General features: G+C 63.6%; 19 protein-coding genes. 9 read left to right on the top strand and 10 right to left on the bottom strand.

The window, feature by feature from the left end; all coding sequences use genetic code 11:
* Positions 1-139: 139 nt before the first annotated feature.
* A complete protein-coding gene (locus VPH40_RS12580) occupies positions 140-2,017 on the bottom strand; it encodes a potassium transporter Kup (protein ID WP_077398475.1) in 1,878 nt (625 codons plus the stop codon).
* A 238-nt stretch (positions 2,018-2,255) separates the two neighbouring features.
* Here VPH40_RS12580 and rarD point away from each other — a divergent pair, with 238 nt between their 5' ends.
* Together rarD and ettA are read left to right on the top strand one after the other, a co-directional pair.
* Positions 2,256-3,140 (top strand): EamA family transporter RarD, encoded by an 885-nt coding sequence (rarD, locus tag VPH40_RS12585; protein ID WP_099665892.1) that lies wholly within the window; start codon positions 2,256-2,258, stop codon positions 3,138-3,140.
* Between the two features lie 97 nt (positions 3,141-3,237).
* Positions 3,238-4,905, top strand: coding sequence for an energy-dependent translational throttle protein EttA (gene ettA / locus VPH40_RS12590; protein ID WP_034752850.1), 1,668 nt, complete (start codon positions 3,238-3,240; stop codon positions 4,903-4,905).
* Positions 4,906-4,977: 72 nt separating this feature from the next.
* Here the strand turns inward: ettA and VPH40_RS12595 are convergent, their stop codons facing one another.
* Positions 4,978-5,559: a porin family protein gene (locus VPH40_RS12595; protein WP_034752848.1), complete on the bottom strand. Its 582-nt coding sequence runs from the start codon at positions 5,557-5,559 to the stop codon at positions 4,978-4,980.
* A gap of 225 nt (positions 5,560-5,784) precedes the next feature.
* Between VPH40_RS12595 and VPH40_RS12600 the strand changes: the two genes are divergently transcribed.
* Positions 5,785-6,366 (top strand): molybdopterin-dependent oxidoreductase, encoded by a 582-nt coding sequence (locus VPH40_RS12600; protein ID WP_328573582.1) that lies wholly within the window; start codon positions 5,785-5,787, stop codon positions 6,364-6,366.
* Between the two features lie 146 nt (positions 6,367-6,512).
* Here the strand turns inward: VPH40_RS12600 and VPH40_RS12605 are convergent, their stop codons facing one another.
* Complete coding sequence (locus tag VPH40_RS12605) at positions 6,513-6,875, bottom strand: hypothetical protein (protein WP_077398469.1); 363 nt, start codon at positions 6,873-6,875, stop codon at positions 6,513-6,515.
* A gap of 265 nt (positions 6,876-7,140) precedes the next feature.
* On the opposite strand from VPH40_RS12605, the gene VPH40_RS12610 reads away from it, so the two are divergent.
* Complete coding sequence (locus VPH40_RS12610) at positions 7,141-8,595, top strand: sensor domain-containing diguanylate cyclase (protein WP_305060502.1); 1,455 nt, start codon at positions 7,141-7,143, stop codon at positions 8,593-8,595.
* Position 8,596: 1 nt separating this feature from the next.
* Here the strand turns inward: VPH40_RS12610 and VPH40_RS12615 are convergent, their stop codons facing one another.
* From VPH40_RS12615 to VPH40_RS12645, 7 genes are all read right to left on the bottom strand, one after another.
* Positions 8,597-9,439, bottom strand: a complete 843-nt coding sequence (locus VPH40_RS12615) for a Rossmann-like and DUF2520 domain-containing protein (RefSeq protein WP_328573583.1) — start codon at positions 9,437-9,439, stop codon at positions 8,597-8,599.
* Between the two features lie 9 nt (positions 9,440-9,448).
* On the bottom strand, positions 9,449-10,036 hold the full coding sequence (locus VPH40_RS12620; RefSeq protein ID WP_328573686.1) for a DUF924 family protein: 588 nt from the start codon (positions 10,034-10,036) through the stop codon (positions 9,449-9,451).
* Positions 10,037-10,052: 16 nt separating this feature from the next.
* Positions 10,053-10,793: an MgtC/SapB family protein gene (locus VPH40_RS12625; protein ID WP_099665898.1), complete on the bottom strand. Its 741-nt coding sequence runs from the start codon at positions 10,791-10,793 to the stop codon at positions 10,053-10,055.
* Positions 10,794-11,048 (bottom strand): hypothetical protein, encoded by a 255-nt coding sequence (locus VPH40_RS12630; RefSeq protein WP_077398459.1) that lies wholly within the window; start codon positions 11,046-11,048, stop codon positions 10,794-10,796.
* Complete coding sequence (locus VPH40_RS12635) at positions 11,048-12,871, bottom strand: aminopeptidase P family protein (RefSeq protein ID WP_328573584.1); 1,824 nt, start codon at positions 12,869-12,871, stop codon at positions 11,048-11,050. The genes VPH40_RS12630 and VPH40_RS12635 overlap by 1 nt, the downstream gene beginning before the upstream one ends.
* Positions 12,872-12,935: 64 nt before the next feature.
* The gene (locus tag VPH40_RS12640; RefSeq protein WP_328573585.1) at positions 12,936-14,987 is read right to left on the bottom strand and encodes a DUF4132 domain-containing protein; all 2,052 of its coding nucleotides are present in this window, start codon (positions 14,985-14,987) and stop codon (positions 12,936-12,938) included.
* The gene (locus VPH40_RS12645) at positions 14,977-15,675 is read right to left on the bottom strand and encodes a Crp/Fnr family transcriptional regulator (RefSeq protein WP_099665901.1); all 699 of its coding nucleotides are present in this window, start codon (positions 15,673-15,675) and stop codon (positions 14,977-14,979) included. The genes VPH40_RS12640 and VPH40_RS12645 overlap by 11 nt, the downstream gene beginning before the upstream one ends.
* A 180-nt stretch (positions 15,676-15,855) precedes the next feature.
* Between VPH40_RS12645 and VPH40_RS12650 the strand changes: the two genes are divergently transcribed.
* From VPH40_RS12650 to VPH40_RS12670, 5 genes are all read left to right on the top strand, one after another.
* Positions 15,856-17,787 (top strand): AMP-binding protein, encoded by a 1,932-nt coding sequence (locus VPH40_RS12650; protein WP_251349534.1) that lies wholly within the window; start codon positions 15,856-15,858, stop codon positions 17,785-17,787.
* Positions 17,788-17,801: 14 nt separating this feature from the next.
* Positions 17,802-18,617: an ABC transporter ATP-binding protein gene (locus VPH40_RS12655; protein WP_328573586.1), complete on the top strand. Its 816-nt coding sequence runs from the start codon at positions 17,802-17,804 to the stop codon at positions 18,615-18,617.
* Between the two features lie 25 nt (positions 18,618-18,642).
* Positions 18,643-19,539, top strand: coding sequence for a branched-chain amino acid ABC transporter permease (locus VPH40_RS12660; protein WP_198521486.1), 897 nt, complete (start codon positions 18,643-18,645; stop codon positions 19,537-19,539).
* 54 nt (positions 19,540-19,593) lie between these two features.
* A complete protein-coding gene (locus VPH40_RS12665) occupies positions 19,594-20,652 on the top strand; it encodes a branched-chain amino acid ABC transporter permease (RefSeq protein ID WP_034752817.1) in 1,059 nt (352 codons plus the stop codon).
* Between the two features lie 63 nt (positions 20,653-20,715).
* Positions 20,716-22,035: an ABC transporter substrate-binding protein gene (locus VPH40_RS12670; protein WP_099665905.1), complete on the top strand. Its 1,320-nt coding sequence runs from the start codon at positions 20,716-20,718 to the stop codon at positions 22,033-22,035.
* The last annotated feature ends 24 nt before the right edge of the window (positions 22,036-22,059 follow it).

Below are 22,059 nucleotides of genomic sequence, written 5' to 3' on the forward strand. Positions count from 1 at the left end.
CCTTTAAATATTGGTGTGTGGCTAAGCCCGTACGGTGCGGACCGGTACGGGCTGGAGTTTAACAGGACTCGCGTAGCCCATTTGTAAGCAGACGTAAGCACGGCAATAAATGTGCCTCGCTGCAACGTTGACACAATATCTATATTTCCACCTGCGTGCCCAGTTCGATCACCCGGTTGCTCGGAATCTGATAGTAGTCAGCCGCCGTGCGCGCATTGCGCGACATGGTGACGAACAGGTGCTCGCGCCACGGCATCATGCCGGCGCCCGGCGTCGAGATGATGGTCTGGCGCGCGATGAAGAATGACGTTTCCATCATCTCGAAGTCCAGTCCCTGCTGGGCGCACTGCGCCAGCGCGGCCGGAATGTCGGGTTCATCCTTGAAGCCGTAATGCACGTTGACCTGGTAGCACTGGTGGCCCAGGTCCACCACGCGCACGCGCTCCGATGGCGCCACCCACGGCTCTTCATGCATGAAGACGGTGAGGAAGATCACCCGTTCATGCAACACCTTGTTGTGCAGCAAGTTATGCAGCAGCGCGTGCGGCACGCCATCCGTTTCGCCGCGCAGGAAGATGGCCGTGCCGGGTACGCGCAGCGGCGGCGCGATGAACAGCGACGAGAGGAAATCGTCGAGCGGAATCGCATGCTTTTCCAGGTTCTGGAACACCAGCTGGCGGCCCCGCTTCCAGGTCAGCATGACGATGAACAAAATCGAGCCCAGCAGCAACGGGAACCAGCCGCCGTGGAACAGTTTCAGGGCAGTCGCCGACACCAGGTTGACGTCGATGATCAGGAAAAAGCCCGTGGCGGCCCAGCACAGGGCCAGGTTCATCTTCCAGCGGTAGCGGATGACGAAGAAGGTCAGGATCGTCGTCGACAGCATGGTGGCCGTCACGGCGATGCCGTAGGCGGCGGCCAGGTTTTCCGAGGAACCGAAGCCGATGACGGCCAGCAGCACCACGGCCAGTTGCAGCCAGTTCACGGCGGGGATGTAGATCTGCCCGATTTCGCTTTCCGACGTGTGGCGCACGCGCATGCGCGGCAGGAAGCCCAGCGCGATCGCTTGCTTGGTCATCGAGAAGGTGCCGGAAATGGTCGCCTGCGAGGCGATCACGGTGGCCATGGTCGACAGGATCACCAGCGGATACACGCTCCACGCGCCCAGTTGCTGGTAAAACGGATTCGAGACGGCTTCCGGATGCGCCAGCAGCAAGCCGCCCTGGCCCAGGTAGTTCAGCGCCAGCGCGGGAAAGGCGATCAGGAACCAGGCCAGGCGGATCGGCTTCTTGCCGAAGTGGCCCATGTCGGCGTACAGCGCCTCGGCGCCCGTCAGCGCCAGCACCACGGCGCCCAGGGCGACGAAGGCGACGAAGCCGTTATTCATCAGGAAAGTGGCTGCGTGCAGGGGATTGAGCGCGGCCAGGATGGCCGGCGACTTGATGATGTTGACCACGCCCATGCCGGCCAGCGCGGCAAACCACAGCACCATAACGGGAGCAAAATAGCGGCCGATGCCGGCCGTGCCGTGCGACTGCACCGAATACAGGCCCACCAGCACGGCGATCGTCAGCGGCACCACGTAGGGACTGAAGGCGGGCGTGGCCACTTCCAGGCCTTCGATCGCCGACAGCACGGAAATGGCCGGCGTGATCACGCTGTCGCCATAGAACAGGGTGGCGCCGAAGACGCCGATCACCATCAGCGGGAAATGCCAGCGCGACAGGCGGCTGACGGACGACAGCACCAGCGCCATCAGAGCCATGATGCCGCCCTCGCCGCGGTTGTCGGCGCGCAACACCAGGGTCACGTACTTGAGCGAGACGATCAGGGTCAGGCCCCAGAAAATCAGCGAGACGATGCCCAGCAGATTCTCGTGCGAGAGCAGCAGGCCGTGGGCCGGGTCGAAGACGGTCTTCAGGGTGTACAGCGGACTGGTGCCGATATCGCCGTAAACGATGCCGACGGCCGCCAGCGTCAAGCCGGCAAGGCCGCTTTTTTTATGTTCCGACGTCAAGGTTGCACCCGTTTTTGTTTTGTTGCATCGCACAATATGATAGGTATTAGCAAATAGCAAGAGTATTTTTGCATGGTTCCGCAGCTGCCCCAAGGTCGTGGTTTTGTGCCGCTCCGCCTTGCTGCGCGGACATGCGGCCATTGATTTGTTGCCATTCTACGCCTCGCCAGCGGCGCCGGGCAGCCCCCGATGTTTTCAGCCATAATGACAGACTGTCTACTCTCCAGCGAAGCCCATCATGAATCCAGGCATGCTCTACGCCTCCCTCGCCTTCCTGTGCTGGGGCCTGTTCCCCCTGTACTTCCACGCCATCGGCGAGATCGCGCCGCAGGAAATCCTGGCGCACCGCATGGTCTGGTCGCTGTTGTTCCTGGGAATCGTGCTGACCGTGCGCCGGCAGTGGAGCTGGCTGGGCAGCCTGAAAGCGCAGCCCAGGGTCGTGGCCAGCTTCGTCGCCAGCGCATTTTTGCTGTCCGCCAACTGGTTCATCTATATCTGGGCCGTCAACAACGGCCACGTGGTCGACGCCAGCCTCGGCTACTTCATCACGCCCCTGATCAATGTCATGCTGGGCTTTTTGCTGCTGCACGAGCGCCTGCGCCGCCTGCAATGGCTGGCCATCGGCCTGGCCGCCTGCGGCGTGGCCTGGCTCACTTGGCAGGCGGGACAGGTGCCGTGGATTGCCCTGCTGCTGGCGGCCACCTTCGGCGGCTATGGCTTGCTGCGCAAGACGGCCGCGCTGGGCGCGCTGGAAGGCTTGTCGTTCGAAACCTTGATTCTGTTCCCCCTGGCGCTGGCCTACATGCTGTGGCTGGCGTGGCATGGCCAGAGCGGCTTCGTCAACACGGATTCCACCGCCACGCGCGCGCTGCTGCTGGCGTCCGGCCCCATCACGGCCATTCCCCTGCTGCTGTTTGCCGCCGGCGCGCGCCGCCTGCCGCTGGCCGTGCTGGGGCTGTTGCAATACATCGCCCCCACGGGCCAGCTCTTGATCGGCGTGTGGGTCTTCCACGAATCGTTCACGCCCGAGCGCATGCTGGGCTTCCTCGTCATCTGGACGGCCCTGGCCCTGTATGCGGCCGAAGGGCTGTGGACGGCCCGCAAGGCGCGCGCCGCCGCCTAGTCTTGCCCCTGGCGTCCGTTTCCGCAGCGCGCAGCGCTGGCCGGAAGCGGGCGTTTACCGTATCCTGTCCGTCTTTGTATATCACCCGAGATTTCTAATGGCAAATTACGTCTACACCATGAATCGCGTGGGCAAAATCGTCCCGCCCAAGCGCCAGATTCTGAAAGATATTTCCCTGTCCTTCTTCCCAGGCGCGAAGATCGGCGTGCTGGGCCTGAACGGCTCCGGCAAATCGACCCTGCTGAAAATCATGGCAGGCATCGACACCGACATCCAGGGCGAAGCCGTGCCGATGCCGGGCCTGAACATCGGCTACCTGCCGCAGGAACCGCAGCTGGACCCGGCCAAAACCGTGCGCCAGGAAGTCGAGTCGGGCCTGGGCGAAGTGTTTGAAGCGCAAGCCAAGCTGGAAGCCGTGTACGCCGCGTATGCCGAGGAAGACGCCGATTTCGACGCCCTGGCCACGGAACAGGCACGCCTGGAAGCGATCATTTCGACCTCCGACGGCGGCAATCTGAATTTGCAGCTGGAAATGGCCGCCGACGCGCTGCGCCTGCCGCCATGGGACGCCACCATCGGCGTGCTGTCCGGCGGTGAAAAGCGCCGCGTGGCGCTGTGCAAGCTGCTGCTGTCGAAACCCGACATGCTGCTGCTCGACGAGCCGACCAACCATCTGGATGCGGAATCGGTCGACTGGCTGGAACAATTCCTGCTGCGCTTCCCCGGCACTGTGGTGGCCATCACCCATGACCGCTACTTCCTCGACAACGCAGCCGAATGGATCCTGGAGCTGGACCGCGGCCACGGCATTCCATGGAAGGGTAACTACTCGACCTGGCTGGACCAGAAGCAAGCCCGCCTGAAGCAGGAAGAGGCGACGGAATCGGCGCGCCAGAAGGCGCTGCAAAAGGAATTGGAATGGTCGCGCCAAAACCCGAAAGCGCGCCAGGCCAAGTCGAAAGCCCGCCTCGCCCGCTTCAACGAGCTGTCCGAGCACGAATACCAGAAGCGCAACGAAACGCAGGAGATCTTCATTCCCGTGGCCGAACGCCTGGGCAATGAAGTCATCGAGTTCAAGAACGTGTCGAAGGCGTTCGGCGACCGCCTGCTGATCGATAACCTGAGCTTTACCGTGCCGCCAGGCGCCATCGTCGGCATCATCGGCCCCAACGGCGCCGGTAAATCGACCCTGTTCAAGATGATCACCGGCAAGGAAACGCCGGACAGCGGCGAAGTGGCCATCGGCCAGACGGCGCGCGTCTCCATCGTCGACCAGAACCGCGATTCGCTGGCCGACAACAAGTCCGTCTTTGAAGATGTGTCCGGCGGCGCCGACATGCTGACGGTCGGCCGCTTCGAAATGCCGTCGCGCGCCTACCTGGGCCGCTTCAACTTCAAGGGCTCGGACCAGCAAAAGCAAGTGGGCAACCTGTCCGGCGGTGAACGCGGCCGTCTGCACCTGGCGAAAACCCTGTTGATGGGCGGCAACGTCCTGCTGCTCGATGAACCGTCGAACGATCTGGACGTGGAAACCTTGCGCGCGCTGGAAGACGCCCTGCTGGAATTTGCCGGCAGCGTCATGGTCATTTCCCATGACCGCTGGTTCCTCGACCGTATCGCCACGCACATCCTCGCTTTCGAAGGCAACTCGCAGGTCACCTTCTTTGACGGCAACTATCAAGAATACGAAGCCGACAAGAAGAAACGCCTGGGCGAAGAAGGCGCGAAACCGAAACGTATCCGCTACAAGCCCTTGACCACGTAATTTCGGTCCGCCCATGCAAAAAGGCAGTTACCTCGCGGTAACTGCCTTTTTTTTCAGCACACTTCCAAGTGATTAGAAGTTGTAGCGTGCGCCCAAAGCGAGGCCCGTGGCCTTGCGGCCCTGGTCGGCGCTCTTGCCGAAGTGTTCCACTTCCGCCGTCAGCGAGACTTTCTCGTTGATCGCGTACTGGGCGCCGACGGAGGCGTACACGCCCGTCTTGTCGTTGCCGCTGATGCCGGTCGACAAGCCCGTGCCGCTCAAGCTGTTCTTGACCTTGGCCACGCCCAGCTTGCCGAACACGCCGACCTTGTCGGTCACGGGCATGGTGGCCTTGCCGGCCAGGTAATAGCCGTGCGAATCGCTTTTCACGGAACCGTTGCCGGCGCCGGTGACGTAGCTGTAATCCTTGCTGCCGAAATCGGCATAGCCGCCTTCGACTGCCCAGGTTTTATCGAAATCGTAACCGGCGAAGATCTTGGCGCCAGCCTTGTAGCCGCTGTGATTATCGGCGCTGGTGGCGCCAGGAATATCGAAGTTATAACGGTTGCCTGTGACGCCGGCACCCACATACGCGCCTTCGGCGTGGGCGGCGCTCATGCCGGTCAGTGCGGTAACGGATGCGATCATTGCAAACAGGATTTTCTTCTTCATCATGTTCTCTCTCTCAATTAGTGAATGGTGCCTGGATTCGCAGTTCAGCGAAGTGCGATGACTACACAATAACAGCCGAAAAAAGCTACGTCTTTCTCCATTCCGTAAGAACTGTGACAAGATGTAAGCTGACATTGCAAACTGACAATAACCGTAAAATGCGCACCGTTGAGCGAACTTAAGATAGACTTAAGAGCATTAACGATTTTCAGTCCAGAGGAGAAGTGCATGCACAAACGCCAGTTTCTCGCCGCCGGCATGGCCGCCGCGGCCTTGCCCGCCATCGCCCGGGCGACGCCCGCCGGCCTGCGTGGTCCTGCCCTGCTGACCATCACGGGCAGCATCGACAAGCCGAACCGGGGTCCGTTCGACGCCGTGCGCGACCAGATGATGCACAAACAAAAGATCAGTTTTGAGCGGGCGCGGGCCTTCGACTTTGCGGCGCTGGCGAACTTGCCGGCGCGCACCATCCACCCCACCCTGGAATACGATGGCAAGGCGCATGCCCTGCGCGGGCCGCTGCTGGTCGAGGTATTGAAGGCGGCCGGCGCGCCCGAGGACGATGCCGTGCGGCTGCTACTGAGGGCCGTGGATGGCTATGCGGCGGCGCTGACCATGGCGCAGGCGCGCGCACAGCGTTTTATCGTCGCCACCCACCTGGACGGGCAGGCGATGGCGCTGGGCGGCCTGGGGCCGCTATGGGCGATCCACGATGCGGACCGCATCGCCGCCGTGGCGGCCCTGCCCCTGGCCGAACGGTTCGCCAGTTGCCCGTGGGCGCTGTATCACATTGGCGTGGAGGCGGGTTGACGCTACTTAAAACAACGCCAAACAAAACCGTAGCGAGCGGAAGGGAGAGGTGGCTGAGAAGCGGAGCTGTGCTAATGCACGGGGCCGCCGAGGCAGTGAGCATCGCAGGCCGCCTATACCGACGCGCAGTAGGTTTTGATAGGCGTTTAGGCGTAGGCTTCCGCCATCGACATCACCCGTGGGGCGATAGTGATGCCATGTTCCTCGAACAGCGCCGTGATGGCCGCCAGGTTATGCGTGCATTCCTCGGTTTTCCAGCCCTTGAAGATATCCGTGCCATCCTTCTGGAAATGCAGGTCCAGCACCTTGCCCGCATCCTTGTGCAGGTAGGGTGAACTATAGGTGTTCTCGAAGCCGAGCGCCTTCAATTGTCCCAGCAAGGCATGCGGTGGATGGTCGGGATCGGTGGCGAGAAAAATGCCGAAGGTCTTGCCCGGTGGTTTCGCGGCGATGTCGACCTCGTAGATGCCGGGGGCCTTGCTGACGGACGTACTCTTTAAAAATAACATACAACACTCCCTGCGCGTAATGTCCCGCGCCTGAAACGGGCGGCAAGACAGGGGCGGTGCGCAATGATTCCCCTCGTCAAATCTTATTGCTAATTTGCATCTTTGTCGACAAATCGGCACTTTTATTTGGTAAGTCGTGGTTATCTTGTTGCGTTCGCCAATGTAAATTGTCAATAAAGCCAGTTATCATTGCGCCAATACCCGGCCTGCTGCATACTTTTGGCTTGCGTCACGATTGCCTTCCCGCCGGCCACCCCTCGTCTCCATGCGTCTTCTGTCAATCAAGTACCGCCTGCTCATCCTCCTGACCCTGATCCTGGGTGCGGGCTTCATGGCCACCAGCCTGGCCAGCTACCTGGCTTCGCGCCAGGCCATCGAGCACGGCATCGCCGACCAGACCTTGCCATTGACGGGCGACAATATCTATTCCGAAATCCAGAAGGACATGCTGCGCCCCGTCTTCATTTCCTCGCTGATGGCGCACGACACCTTCGTGCGCGACTGGATACTCGCCGGCGAAAACAAGCCGGAACAGATCGTGCGCTACCTGGCCGAGGTCAAGAAAAAATACGGCGCCATCACCAGCTTTCTCGTCTCGGACAAGAGCAGCAAATACTACTATGCGGAAGGCACCCTGAAATCCGTCAGCCCGCAAGCGACGCGCGACATCTGGTACTACCGCGTGCGCGCCATGGACACCACCGACTATGAAACGAATGTCGACGTGGACATGGCCAACCGCGACAGCATGACCATCTTCATCAACCACCGCGTCTACGACTACGACGGCCAGTTCATCGGCGCCACCGGCATCGGCCTGACCCTGGCCACCATGAGCCACATCATCGACCGCTACCAGGCGCGCTTCCACCGCAACATCTATTTTGTCGACGGCGCCGGCGCCCTGGTGCTGGCGGGCAAGACCATGCGCAACGGGCATGGCAATATCCGCAGCCTGCCCGGCGTCAATGCCATTGCCGAGCAAATCATCAACCATCAGAGCGAACCGACGCACCTGTCGTACCAGCTGGGGCGCGCGCAAATCCTCGTCAACTCGCGCTTCATTCCCGAACTGGGCTGGTACCTGGTGGTCGAGCAGAATGTCAGCGACGAAGTCCAGTCGCTGCAGCGCGTCTTCATCTTCAACCTGGCCATCAGCTTTGGCGTCACCCTGCTGGTGCTGGTATTGACCCTGCTGACGGTGAACCGCTACCAGCGCCGCATCGAACGCATCGCCTCGACGGATGCGCTGACGGGGCTATTGAACCGCCAATCGCTGGAATTGCTGTTCCAGCGCGCCATGCTCTTGTCCAAACGCAACGAACAACCGATGTCCGCCATCCTGTTCGACATCGACTTCTTCAAGCGCGTCAACGATACCCACGGCCACCTGTGGGGCGACAAGGTGATCCGTGGCGTGGCCGACGTGGCGCGCGCCACCGTGCGCGAAAGCGACGTCATCACGCGCTGGGGCGGCGAGGAATACCTGGTACTGCTGAACAATTGCAGCCTGGCGCAAGCGGCGGAAGTGGCGGAAAACCTGCGCGCCGCCGTCGAACGCCACGATTTCGGCCTGCCCGCGCCGCAACTACCCGTGACGATCAGCCTGGGCGTGGCCGAGTACCGGCCAGAGGAAAGCGAGTCGGCCTTCTTCTCGCGCGCCGACAGCGCCTTGTATCAGGCCAAGCATCACGGCCGCAACGGCGTGCACGCCGCCTGAGTCATCCCCCGCGCTTGCGCCTGGCCAAATCCAGCGTGGGCGCCACCAGCGCCCGGTACAACTCGCCCGTGGCGGCATCCCAGCTTTGCACGGCCAGCTGCTGGCGTTGCACGGTGGCAGAGTCGCCACGCGCGATGGGGCCGGACAGCGCGGGCGCGGCGCCCAGGCGGAACACGTTCGCCACCGCTTCCGTCACCAGGGGCTGCGCCAGTTCGCGCGCCACGGGCTCGGGAATGCCGGCCGCCTGGTAGGCGCGCAAGGCGGCGTCGAGCACCGTCACCAGGTAATTGCTGGCGAAGACGGCGGCGGCGTGATACAGGGTCTTGGCGGCCGGGTCGATGGGCACGGGACGCGCGCCGATGGCGTTCAAGGCGGGCGTGAGGAAGGCCAGCGCCAGCGCATCGCCTTCAACGCCGCAAAACGTGCCGTCAAAGGTGGCGGCCACCTGCTGCGGGTCGGCAAAGCTGCGGATCGGGTGCGCGCTGGCGACAAAGGCGCCCGCCTGCGTGGCGGCCAGCAGCACGTTCGAGGCCAGCGCGCCGCTGCAGTGGAACACGATGGCGCCCGCCTGGCGTCCCTCGGCCACCAGTGCCGCGCAGGCCGGGCCGATCTGGTCGTCGGAGACGGCCAGCATGGTGACGTCGGCGCGCCGCAAGGCCGCATAGCTGGCGACGGGAGTGCCGGCGCCGATGAAATCGACGGCCGCCTGCGCCGACGCCATCGAGCGCGTCAGCACGTCCTGCACCAGGATTGCTCCGCCCTGCGCGCCATCCACGCGGGCGAACAAACGGCCCAGCACACGGCCCACGTGGCCGGCGCCGATGATATTCAGGGTAACGTTCATGGCGATTTTCTAGAAGCTCGATCCCGGCTGGCGCAAAAATTCCAGCTCTTGCGGCGTGGAGGCGCGGCCGAGGATGGCGTTGCGGTGCGGGAAGCGGCCAAAGCGGGCGATCACTTCCTGGTGGCGCTCGGCGTAATCGAACATGCCGTCAAAGCCGGGCTGCGCCTGCGACAGCAGCTGGAACAGCTCGACGGCGCGCGCCTGCATGGCCAGGTCTTCCGCGTGTTCGAACGGCAGGTAGGCGAAGGCGCGCAGCATCGGCGGCAGCTGGCGGTCCTGCCCCGCGTCCGTCAAGGCGACGGCCAGCGCCAGCGCCCGGGCGTCGCCGGCAAAGGCGTGCGGCGTGCCGCGATGCACATTGCGCGTGAATTGATCGAGCACGATCAGGCGCGCCAGCGCGCCGTGCGGCGTGGTATCCCACGCGCGCAAGCCGCCCTCGATGGCGGCATCGATCAGCGCGCCGAAACGCGCGCGTATCTGCGCATCGAAGCCGTCATCCTTGCGGAACCATTCCACGCGCGACTGGCCGTAGTCGGGGTTATCCGGCGGCAGAAACCAGAAATCGAGTACCTCTTGAGCCTGTGCATCCATGTCCATCCTCTCGGCATCCGTATCAGTTGCGGGCATGCGACAGCTGGAAGCCGGCGATGCCTTCGAAGGCGGCCAGTTCGGCCGACATGGCCGACAGGCTGGCGCCCGTGTTCTTGCCATGCGCGATGGCAACAAAACGCCATTCCTGCATGCCGTCCGTGCTGCCGATGGTCAGCGAGCCGCCGGCGATGTCGTAGCCGCGCTTGGCCGCCATGCGCCGCAGCGCATCTTCGCGCGGAATGAAATCGCGCTTGAAGCGCATGGTGATGGCCACCGCGTGGCGCGACGGCAGCCAGTTCTCCAGTTTTGACAGGAAAATCATCGCCATCGCACACAGAAAGGCCAGGCCCATGGCCGACAGATAAAAGCCGATGCCGACCATGATGCCGATCACGGACGAAGCCCAGATCGAGGCAGCCGTCGTCAGACCGCTGATATTGAAGCCCTCGCGCATGATCACGCCGGCGCCGAGGAAACCCACGCCCGTGACGATGCCCTGGATGACGCGCGTGGGATCGCTGCCGACGATGGCGCCATGGCCGCCGTACCAGAACTCCGGATAGCCGCCCAGCACCGTCAGCGCGGCCGAGGCCATGCACACGAGGCTGTAGGTGCGCATGCCGGCCGCGCGCCCGTGATACGAGCGCTCATACCCCACCAGCAAGCCCAGCAGCAGTGCGCCGAGCAGGTTCAGCAGGATCACGCCATTCGTCGCCAGCTCGGCCGGCGACCAGTAGGCGCGCAGGAAGTCGATGGTCGGCATTTAGTCCTGGGGCTTTTTCGTCAGCTGCTTTTCAAACGCCACGTCGAGCTTGCTAACGCGGCGCGCCTTTTGCGGTCCCAGGCCATTCACGAAGGCGACAAAGGCGTCCAGTTCCAGCGGCGGGCACAGGGGCGGCAAGCCCGGGCCTTCCGTGAGGAAGAACAGTTCATCGCCCGTGCGCGCCATCGTGTACAGGCGGTGCCCGGTGCGTTCCTTGAGCCGCTCGATGGCGGACGTGGCGCGGGTCGAGCGCATCAGATGGCTCCCGTGCGCTGTTCCAGCCACGCCAGCGCAGGCGCATCGGCCGGCGCGGCCAGGTGCGGCGCCAGCCGCGCGCGCACGGTGGCGTGATAGTCGTTCAGCCAGGCCGCTTCGTCATCGCGCAGCAGCGAACGTTCCACGCAGCGCGTGTCGATCGGGCACAGGGTCAAGGTTTCGAAGCGCAGGAATTCGCCGAAGGGCGTCGTCCCCGCGGGAACGTTCAGCACCAGGTTCTCGATGCGGATGCCCCACTGGCCGGGACGGTAGATGCCCGGCTCGACGGAGGTGATCATGCCCGGTTCCATGGCCGTCTGCGGCTCCGGCATGGCGGACTGCGAAATCGATTGCGGCCCTTCGTGCACGTTGAGGAAGAAGCCCACGCCGTGGCCCGTGCCGTGGCCAAAGTCGATGCCTTCGGCCCACAGGGGCGCGCGGGCGATGGAATCGAGCATGGGCGACTTCACGCCGCGCGGGAATTGCGCGCGCGACAGCGCGATCATGCTGCGCAAGACCAGGGTGAAATCGCGCCTGTGCTCGGCCGTGATCGCGCCGACGGGGACCACGCGGGTGATATCCGTGGTACCGCCCCAATACTGGCCGCCCGAGTCGATCAGCAACAAGCCATCGCCTTCGATAGTGGCGGCCGAATCCGCATGGGCGTGGTAATGCATGATGGCGCCATGCGCATTGAAGCCGGCGATGGTGCCGAAACTGGGGCTGACAAACCCGGCGCGGCGGGCGCGGGCAGCCGTCAGGTGCTCGTCGACGCCGATTTCCGTCAACGGCGCGCGCTGCGGGTCGGCCAGGGTGCGATCTAACCAGCTGAAAAACTCGCACAGGGCGGCGCCATCCTGCTCCATGGCGGCGCGCACGTGCGCCGCTTCGCCATCCGTCTTGCGCGACTTGGCCAGGGTGGTCGGGTTGATGGATTCGACCACCTGCACGCCATCGGCCACGGCCTGGCGCGTGCCGAACGTGATGCGGCGCGGGTCGAGCAGCAAGGTGGCGCCGGCCGGCAAGGCGGCCAGCGCGGCAGCCGTGCGGTCATAGGCTGCCACGTCCACGCCCTGTTCTTCCAGGGTGGCGCGCAGGGCCGCCGGCACCTTGCCGTCGGCGACGAACAGGGTGGCGCGCTCGGGTCCCACCAGCGCATGCGCGAGGAAGACAGGGTTGTAGTTGACGTCGGCGCCGCGCAGGTTGAACAGATACGCGATGTCGTCGAGCGTGGAAATCACATGGTGGCTGGCGCCCTGGGCCGCCATGCTGGTGCGCAGGGCCGCCAGTTTTTGCGTGCGCGACAGCGAGGGATACGCGGCCGCATGTTCAACCACGGGGGCGGCGGGCATGGCCGGACGCTGCGGCCACACGGCTTGCAGCACATCGGTGTCCGTGCGCAGGGTAACCTGCTCCCCCAGCGCCTGCTGCAGCAGGCGCGCATTGGCCAGGCCCAGCACGGCGCCATCGACGGCCACCGTCTGCCCCGGCCGCATGGTTTCGCCCAGCCAGTCGATATACAGCACGCTGGCGCCGGACGGGATTTTCTTCAGGACGATGCCGCTGCCGGCCAGTTCGTCTTCCGCCTGTTCCCAGTAGCGGCCATCGGTCCATACGCCAGCAAACTCCTGCGTCACGACCAGGGTGCCGACCGACCCCGTAAAGCCCGACAGCCACTCACGGCCCTGCCAGCGGGCCGGCAAGTACTCGGACAAATGCGGGTCGGCCGAGGGCACGATGCAGGCGTCGATGTGCTGCGCGCGCATGGCGCTGCGCAGTTGCGACAAACGGGAGGCGGGAGTGGCTTGGTCAGGTGTCTGCATGGGTGCGAAAATGGAGCGGTGCTGGGAAGTGCCTATGATACCGCGATTAGCAGCCGGGCTGCACTCAGTGCAGCGCCAGCAGCACCCCGGCGGTAGCGGCGATTTTTTCCAGCAGCGCCTCGTCGTAAGGCAGCCACGGCACGGCACCCAGCTTGTTCCCCTTCGCGAGCACCTCGGTCGCCACCTCGGCGCCGTCCAGCGTGACCCTGCCGGTGGTCAGGTGGATGGCGTGCCTGCCCACCATCAGGTGACGGGGCTCGAGCGCCATGCGCCCTGCTTCGATCTGCTGCGCAAACACTTGACGCAGCACGGTGCGCCGCATGCCCGCCATCGGCCCCGGGGGCAAGTTGGCCAGGTAAGACAAGCGCTCTTCGCGCTGCACGCTTTGCTCGTCTTCCACCAGCGCCAACGCGCTGGCGCTGACCAGCAGATCCACCGCGCGGCACGCTTCCGAATAGGCCACAGGCGCCAGCGGCAGCATCTGCGCGGGCGCCAGCCCGTTAGACGTGCAGGCGCCGCCCGCGCCTGGATAGACGCGTCCCTCGAGGCGCAGCAATACGCGCCAGGCGCCGAACCCGCGCGACAAGCCTTCATCGTCGTCCAGCCGCCAGCCTTCGCGGCGGGCCAGTCCCAGCAAGGCAGGCAGCGACAGCTGGTAGCCGGAAAATGGGGCGCTGCCGTCGCCGGGCGGTGCATATATTTCACGATACACCTGGCGCAGCGGCTGGCGCACGCGCCGCTGTGTAACCAGCGCCTGCCAGGCGGCGCGCTGCTCTCCGCTGCCGTGCAGGGGATGCCACAGGCCGATCTCGCCTTCTCCCTGTAGCGGCACATCCGCCGGCTGCCCCCATGCATCGATGGCACCCTCGCCATCGAGCATGAAAGCCTGGCCGTCGCCCGTACGCCAGACCAGCGCGCGCGCCACCGTATCGATATCGGCATCGTCGCGCAAGGCGCGCCATTGATCCAGCCCCAGACGCACGTCGCTGGCATAGCCCGCTTCCAGGCGGCGCGCCAGCATGGCCTGGCGCCGTTTGCCCATGGGACCGGGCATGCCGATCCTCCAGGCGATATCGGGCCGTTCGGCCAGCGCCCGTTCGGCCGGTTTCAGATTGCGTTCCAGCTTCTTGCGGATGCCCGCATGGCGCACCTGCGCCAGCGCCGTGCGCAGGGCCAGCAAGCTTTCCGGCGTGGGGATGGTTTCCACCGCATGGCCCAGCGCCATCGCCAACGATTGCGACGGCGCGCTCTTGGCCGTGCCGGGTGCGACGCATACCAAGGGCAGCAAGACGCTGATCACGGGCCTGAACCATGCGTCATCGCGATAGGCGGCGACCCGCGCGGCGCGCGCCAGCACCTGAGAGTCTGCCGTGGCAAAGGCGGCATCGGCAGCATACGGCACGCCGCCGTCATGAATGGCGGCGATATGGCGTGCCGCCTGTTCCAGTATCGTGCGCGCAAAATCGACATACGCCGCATCGTCGGCCAGCACGACGGCGGGATCCGCCTCGCCGATACTGTCGCGGCTCCAGTGGCCGCTGTAGCGCGAGCCGGCCAGCGCCAGCAGGGACGCTTGCGCCAACTGAGGCAGCAATTCCAATTCATGCAAGGTCAATGGCATCGGATAATGGGCGTGACGCTCCTCCATTGCCTGCGCAAATTGCGCAGGGGCGTCGCCGCCAGCAAGGCGCGCCAGCAGGTAGGCCTGGTAGGGGCACTCGGCCCAGCCCGAGGTTTTGCCGAGAATGCGCCGCGCCTGCCCCGCCGTGCCTGCCGGTGCCTCGCCCTGCAGGCAAGCCAGACAGCCAATGACATACTCCCATTCCCGGTTGTAATCGCCGGCCGCGTCCAGCGCATCGAGGAACATGGCGCCTGCCAGCGCCGGCGCCAGGTTCATGCTGGTCGCTTGTGCCAATAGCGCCGTCGCCAGCTCGCGCCGCGCCGTATCGTCATGGCCGAAGCGCGCCGCGCGATGCAACGCCCCCCAGATGGCGCCCAGTTCTTCGGGCGTCCAGTCGTTGAAATCGACGGGCGGCCCCGTGAATCGCGCATGCTCGACAAAGCCGCCTTCGAGGCGTACGCGCAGGGCTGCGGCACGCGTGGTCTCAGATGGCATCGTCGGCCTCGTAGCGGCGCAAGCCTTCCAGATCCAGCACGCGGATGCCGCCGTAATCGAGGCGCAGCAAGCCTTTCTTTTCCAGCACCTGCAAGGCCTGGTTGGCGCGCTGGCGCGAAGAGCCCGACAGCAGGCCGATTTCCTCCTGCGACAGCTGCACCAGCGTCTCCACGCCAGGGTACAAGTGCGAGTTGAACATCGACGCCAGGCAACGCGCCACGCGCGTGTTCAGGTCCAGCAGGCGTTCGTTTTCCACCATGCCGATGAACTGCCCCAGGCGCTCGTTGAGCTGCATCAGCAGGAAGCGCGTAAACGGCAAACTCGTTTCCAGCAGCCAGTGGAAGGTGGCGCCTGGCAGGCGCGCCACGCGCGTGTCGCGCAGGGCCATGGTGTCGTATTTGCGGATTTCATTCTTCAGCAATGAACCTTCACCGAACCAGCTGCCGGGCGGCACGCCGATGAAGGTCATGGCCTTGCCGGAGGCGGAAAAGTTATTCATCTTGACCATACCGCTGATGACGCCGATCCAGTTGTCCACCGGCTCGCCCTTGCGGCACACAAAGCCGCCTTTCGGCACGAAAGTCTCGAACACATCCGCTTCGACCCGGGCCATTTGCACGGGATCGAGCAGCTGCGCCCAGTTGGCCGCGCGCACGGCATCCTTGAGACTGATATCAGGGTAGGTCATTGTGCGATGCACCATCGAAAAGTGGGTAAATGTCCCCGAAAAGACAACTTGGCAAACTAACGCAAGCTACTATCATTGCACAAACGCCTTACACATAAAAAACACAGAGCGCCATCCAACGAGGTGGGGCCTGAGACAAGCAACAGGGAGACACTGGTGCAAACGAATACCACAGCAACAATGCCGACTTTTCCGCGGCGCTTATTGCAACACGGGACCGTACGATCCGACAAGCCCGCCTTTCGCGAAAAACACCTGGGCATCTGGCAAACCTGGACCTGGCGCGAGGTCAACGACGAGGTACGCGCGCTGGCCTGCGGCCTGGCCGCCATCGGCTTCCAGCGCGGCATGAACCTGGCCATCATCGGCGATAATCGTCCCCGCCTGTACTGGGCCATGCTGGCTGCGCAAAGCCTCGGCGGCGTGCCCGTGCCACTGTACCAGGACGCGCCGGCCGCCGACATGGCCTATGTGCTGCAGGATGCGGAAATCCGCTACGCCATCGTCGAAGACCAGGAGCAGGTCGACAAGCTGCTCGAACTCAAGGCCCTGTATCCGCACGTCGCCCACATCGCCTATGACGATGAACGGGGCATGCGCCATTACCGCCAGCCGGAACTGATGTCGTTTGCCGCACTGCAGACGCTGGGCCGCGCGTACGACCGCGAACACCCGGGCTTTTTCGACGCCGCCGTGGCAGCGGGCCAGGGCAGCGACTCCGCCGTGATCCTGTACACCTCGGGCACCACGGGCAAGCCGAAGGGCGTGTGCCAGAGCCACACGGCGCTGCTGGCCGCAGGCGTTGGCGGCGTCGCCTTCGACCAGCTCACCGACGAGGAAGACATCCTGTCCTACCTGCCCATGGCGTGGGTCGGCGACTGCCTCTTCTCGCTGGCGCAAGCCATGGTGGCCGGCTTCACCGTCAACTGCCCCGAATCGGGCGACACGGTGATGATCGATATGCGCGAAATCGGCCCCACCTGCTACTTTGCGCCGCCACGCGTGTTCGAGAACATGCTCACCAGCGTGATGATACGCATGGAAGACGCCAGCAGCATCAAGCGCCACATGTTCAGCCATTTCATGGACGTGGCCAAGCGCTGCGGCGCGCAGATTTTGGATGGCAAGCCAGTCTCGCTGGCGGACCGCCTCAGCTACAAGCTGGGCGAACTGCTCGTCTACGGCCCGCTGAAAAACGTGCTGGGACTGTCGCGCGTGCGCGTCGCCTACACGGCCGGCGCCGCCATCGGCCCCGACCTGTTCCGCTTCTACCGCTCCATCGGCGTCAACCTCAAGCAATTGTACGGTTCCACCGAAACCTGCGCCTATGTATGTTTGCAACCGGACGGCAATATCAAGTTCGACAGCGTCGGCTTGCCGGCGCCAGGCGTGGAAGTCAAGCTGGCGGCCAATGGCGAAGTGCTGGTGAAGTCGCCCGCCACCATGAGCGGCTACTTCAAGCGGCCCGACGCCACTGCCGAAGTGATCGACGACGACGGCTATTTCCATACGGGCGATGCGGGCGTGTTCGACGGCGAAGGCCACCTGAAAATCATCGACCGCGCGGCCGACGTCGGCAAGATGAATTGCGGCGCCATGTTCGCGCCCAACTACATCGAAAACAAGCTCAAGTTCTTCCCCTTCATCAAGGAAGTGGTGGCCTTCGGCCATGCGCGCGACCAGGTGTGCGCCTTCATCAACATCGACATCGAAGCGGTGGGCAACTGGTCCGAACGGCGCGGCATCGCCTACTCCGGCTACACCGACCTGGCGGCGCGCGCCGAGACCTATGGCCTGATCCGCGACTGCATCGAGCAAGTCAACGCGGAACTGGCAGCCGACCCGCTGATGGACCGCACGCAGGTGCACCGCTTCCTCGTGCTGCACAAGGAACTCGATCCGGACGACGACGAGCTGACGCGCACGCGCAAGGTACGCCGCAAATTCATCGCCGAAAAGTACGCGGTGCTCATTTCCGCCCTGTATGAGGGCAAGGCAACGCAATACATCGAGACCCAGGTGAAATTCGAGGATGGCCGCCTTGGCTCAACCAGCGCCGACCTGCAGATCTGGGACAGCAAAACGTACCGGCCCCAGGGCCTGGCCGCATGATGGAGCACAGCACGATGCAAATGAACGAACCCGACGCCCATTTCGGCACGGCCCGCAAGACGGGTCCCGTGATCCTCGACCTGAAGAACATCTCGCTGTCGTTCGGCGGCGTGAAAGCCCTGACCGACATCTCGTTTGACGTCAAACAGCATGAAATCCGCGCCATCATCGGCCCGAACGGCGCGGGCAAAAGCTCGATGCTCAACGTGATCAATGGCGTGTACCGTCCGCAGCAGGGAGAAATCATCTACCGGGGCGAACACCGGCGCGGCATGGACTGCTACCAGGCTGCCAAGTCCGGCATCGCGCGCACCTTCCAGAACATCGCCCTGTTCAAGGGCATGACGGTGCTGGACAACATCATGACGGGGCGCAACCTGAAGATGAAGTCGAATTTTCTCTTGCAAGCCATGTACTGGGGCCCGGCGCGGCGCGAGGAAATCGAGCACCGCAAGAAGGCCGAGGAAATCATCGACTTCCTGGAAATCCAGGCCATCCGCAAGACGCCCGTGGGGCGCCTGCCCTACGGCCTGCAAAAGCGGGTGGAGCTGGGCCGCGCCCTCGTGGCGGAACCGGAAATTCTGCTGCTGGACGAACCGATGGCCGGCATGAACGTGGAAGAAAAGCAGGACATGTGCCGCTTCATCCTCGACGTCAACGACCAGCTGGGCACGACCATCGTGCTGATCGAGCATGACATGGGCGTGGTGATGGATATCTCCGACCGGGTGGTGGTGCTCGACTACGGCAAGAAGATCGGCGACGGCACGCCCGACGAGGTGCGCAGCAACCAGGATGTCATCAACGCGTATTTGGGTGTCGCGCACTAGCGCCGGACAAGGAATAACAATGAATATCAATTTTTTCTTTGAAGTGCTGATCGGCGGCCTGCTGTCGGGCGTCATGTACGCGCTGGTGGCGATCGGCTTCGTGCTGATCTACAAGGCTTCGGGCGTATTCAATTTTGCGCAGGGCGCAATGGTGTTTTTCGCCGCCCTCACCTGCGTGGGCATCATGGACAAGTTCGGCCTGTCGCTGTGGCTGGCCATCCCGCTGACGATGCTCACCATGATCGTGCTGGGCATGGCGATCGAACGGGTGGTCTTGCGGCCCCTCGTCAACCAGCCCGAAATCACGCTGTTCATGGCCACCATCGGCCTGACCTTCTTCATCGAAGGCCTGGCGCAGCTGATGTGGGGCTCGCAAGTGCACAAGCTGGACCTGCCCATCGAAGACGTGCCGATGCAATTCCTGATGGACCGCTTCGACATCAACATCTCGCAGTTTGACCTGATGGCGGCCGGCATCTGCGCGCTGCTGGTGATTTGCCTGGCCTTGCTGTTCTCGAAAACCAAGGTAGGCCGCGCCCTGCGCGCCGTCGCCGACGACCATCAGGCGGCACTGGCGGTCGGCATCCCGCTGCAGCGCATCTGGGCTGTGGTGTGGGGCGTGGCGGGCCTGGTGGCCATGGTGGCCGGCTTGCTGTGGGGTGCGCGCAACGGCGTGCAATTTGCCCTCACCTTCATCGCCCTGAAAGCGCTGCCCGTGCTGATCCTCGGCGGCTTTACCTCGGTGCCGGGCGCCATCGTCGGTGGCCTGATCATCGGCGCGTCGGAAAAGCTGGCCGAAGTCTATCTGGGTCCCATGGTGGGCGGCGGCATCGAAGGCTGGTTCCCGTATGTGCTGGCCCTGCTGTTCCTGCTGGTGCGTCCGGAAGGCCTGTTCGGCGAGAAGATCATCCGGCGTATCTGACGCCGCACCGCCGCCGCATGATGCATACGACGCACCCATCACAAAGGACACGCCATGATTTACCGTGAAGCAGGACAATTCAAGACCAGCTACCAGGCTGACAACCAGATTTTCCCGATCAGGCAAGACCGCCTGGCGCTGACGGCCACGCTCCTCGTCGCCGTCTTCCTCTTGCCGTACTTCGCCTCGCCCTACATGCTGTCGGCGATCCTGATCCCGTTCCTGATCTTCGCCCTGGCGGCACTGGGCCTGAACATCCTGACCGGTTACGCGGGCCAGCTGTCGCTGGGCACGGCCGCCTTCATGGCCGTCGGCGCGTTCGCCTCGTATAACTTCATGGCCCGCCTGCCCGGCTTGCCGCTGCTAGTGTCGTTCATCCTCGGCGGCCTGTGCGCAGCCATGGTGGGCATCGCCTTCGGTCTGCCCTCCCTGCGCATCCGCGGCTTTTACCTAGCCGCCTCCACCCTGGCGACGCAGTTCTTTGTCGTCTGGTGCCTGACCAAGATCCCGTATCTCACCAACTACAGCTCCTCGGGCGTCATCACGGTGCAGAAGATGACCATCCTCGGCTACCAGTTCGATACGCCGCAAAGCAAATACCTGCTGGTGCTGGCCATCGTGGCCGGCATGGCGCTGCTGGCCAAGAACATGATCCGCTCGAACGTGGGCCGCTCGTGGATGGCCGTGCGCGACATGGACATGGCGGCCGAGGTGATCGGTTTCAGATTGATGCGCACCAAGCTGCTGGCGTTTGCCGTCAGCTCGTTCTACTGCGGCGTGGCCGGCGCGCTGTATGCATACGCCTACCTGGGCACGGTGGAGCCGGAAGCGTACAACCTGGACCTGTCCTTCCGCATCCTGTTCATGATCATCATCGGCGGCGTCGGTTCGATCCTCGGTTCCTTCCTCGGCGCGGCCTTCATCGTGCTGTTGCCCGTCTTCCTGAACACCATCGCGCATGGCCTGGCATTGCCAACCAGCGTGGCCTCGAACCTGGAACTGATGGTGTTCGGCGCGCTGATCATCTTCTTCCTGATCGTCGAGCCGCACGGCCTGGCCAGGCTGTGGCAAATCGCGAAGGAAAAGTTGAGACTCTGGCCCTTCCCCCATTAACGGTTTTACTTCGCAGTTGGATGTCGGTTCACTTGAATACCAAATAAAACAAGAGGAGACACAATGAAACACATCAAATCGCTCATGCTGGCCGCCGCCATCGCCAGTGCCGCACTCACCATGGCCGGCAGCGCGCAGGCGCAGGACAAGGAGCAGTACATCGCCCTGCCATCCTACCGCGTGGGTCCCTACGCGGCCGGCGGCTCCGGTTTCTACGGCGGCATCATCGACTACTTCAACCTGGTCAACCAGGCCGGCGGCGTGAATGGCGTCAAGATCAGCTGGGAAGAATGCGAAACCGAATACAACCCCTCGCGCGGCGTGGAATGCTATGAACGCCTGAAAACCAAGCAGGGCGGCGCCACCCTGGTCGAAACCCTGTCCACGGGCGTCGCCTACGGCATCCTGGACCGCGTGGCGCAAGACAAGATCCCCATGACGATGATCGGCTACGGCCGCTCGGACGCCGCCAACGGCAAGGTCTTCCCGTACGTATATCCGCTGATCTCCAGCTACTGGAGCCAGGCCGCCGCCATGATCAAGTACCTGGGTGACAAGGATGGCGGCATGGACAAGCTGAAGGGTAAAAAAATCGTCCACCTGTACCACGATTCGGCCTTCGGCAAGGAGCCGCTGCCCGTGCTCGAAGCGCTGTCGAAACAGTACGGCTTCGAACTGGTGAAAATTCCCGTCGCGCCGCCAGGCAGCGAACAGCAATCGCAATGGCTGCAAATCCGCCAGGCCAAGCCGGATCACGTGATCCTGTGGGGCTGGGGCGTCATGAACTCGGTCGCCATCAAGACGGCGCAGCGCAATGGCTTCCCGCGCGACAAAATGCTGGGCGTCTGGTGGGCCGGCTCCGAGGAAGACACGATTCCATCCGGCGACGCAGCCAAGGGTTACACGGCGATGACGTTCAATACGCCAGGCAACTACCCCGTGCTCGACGACATCCGCAAGAAACTCTACGCGTCCGGCAAGGGCAACCTATCCGACCAGTCGCGCATCGGCTCCGTCTACCACATGCGCGGCGTGACGGCCGGCATCCTGTGGGTGGAAGCGATCCGCACGGCGCAGGAAAAATTCGGCAAGGGCAAACCGATCACGGGCGAACAGATGCGCTGGGGCCTGGAAAACCTGAACGTCGACGATGCGCGCCAAAAAGCAGTGGGCGCGCTGGGCATGTTCCCCACCGTGAAGACCAGCTGCGACGACCATGAAGGCTCGGGCGCCGTGAAGGTGCAGCAGTGGGATGGCAAGAAGTGGACCGCCATCACGCCGAAGTGGATCGTCGGCGACAAGGCCCTGGTGCGCAAGCTGGTCGAGGAATCCTCGAACAAGTACGCGGAAGAGAAAAAGATCACGCCGGCGTGCATGAAGTAATGCCGTAGGCGAGAGGAACCGGAC

It is taken from the genome of Janthinobacterium sp. P210005, assembly GCF_036231865.1.
Lineage (GTDB): Bacteria > Pseudomonadota > Gammaproteobacteria > Burkholderiales > Burkholderiaceae_D > Janthinobacterium > Janthinobacterium kumbetense.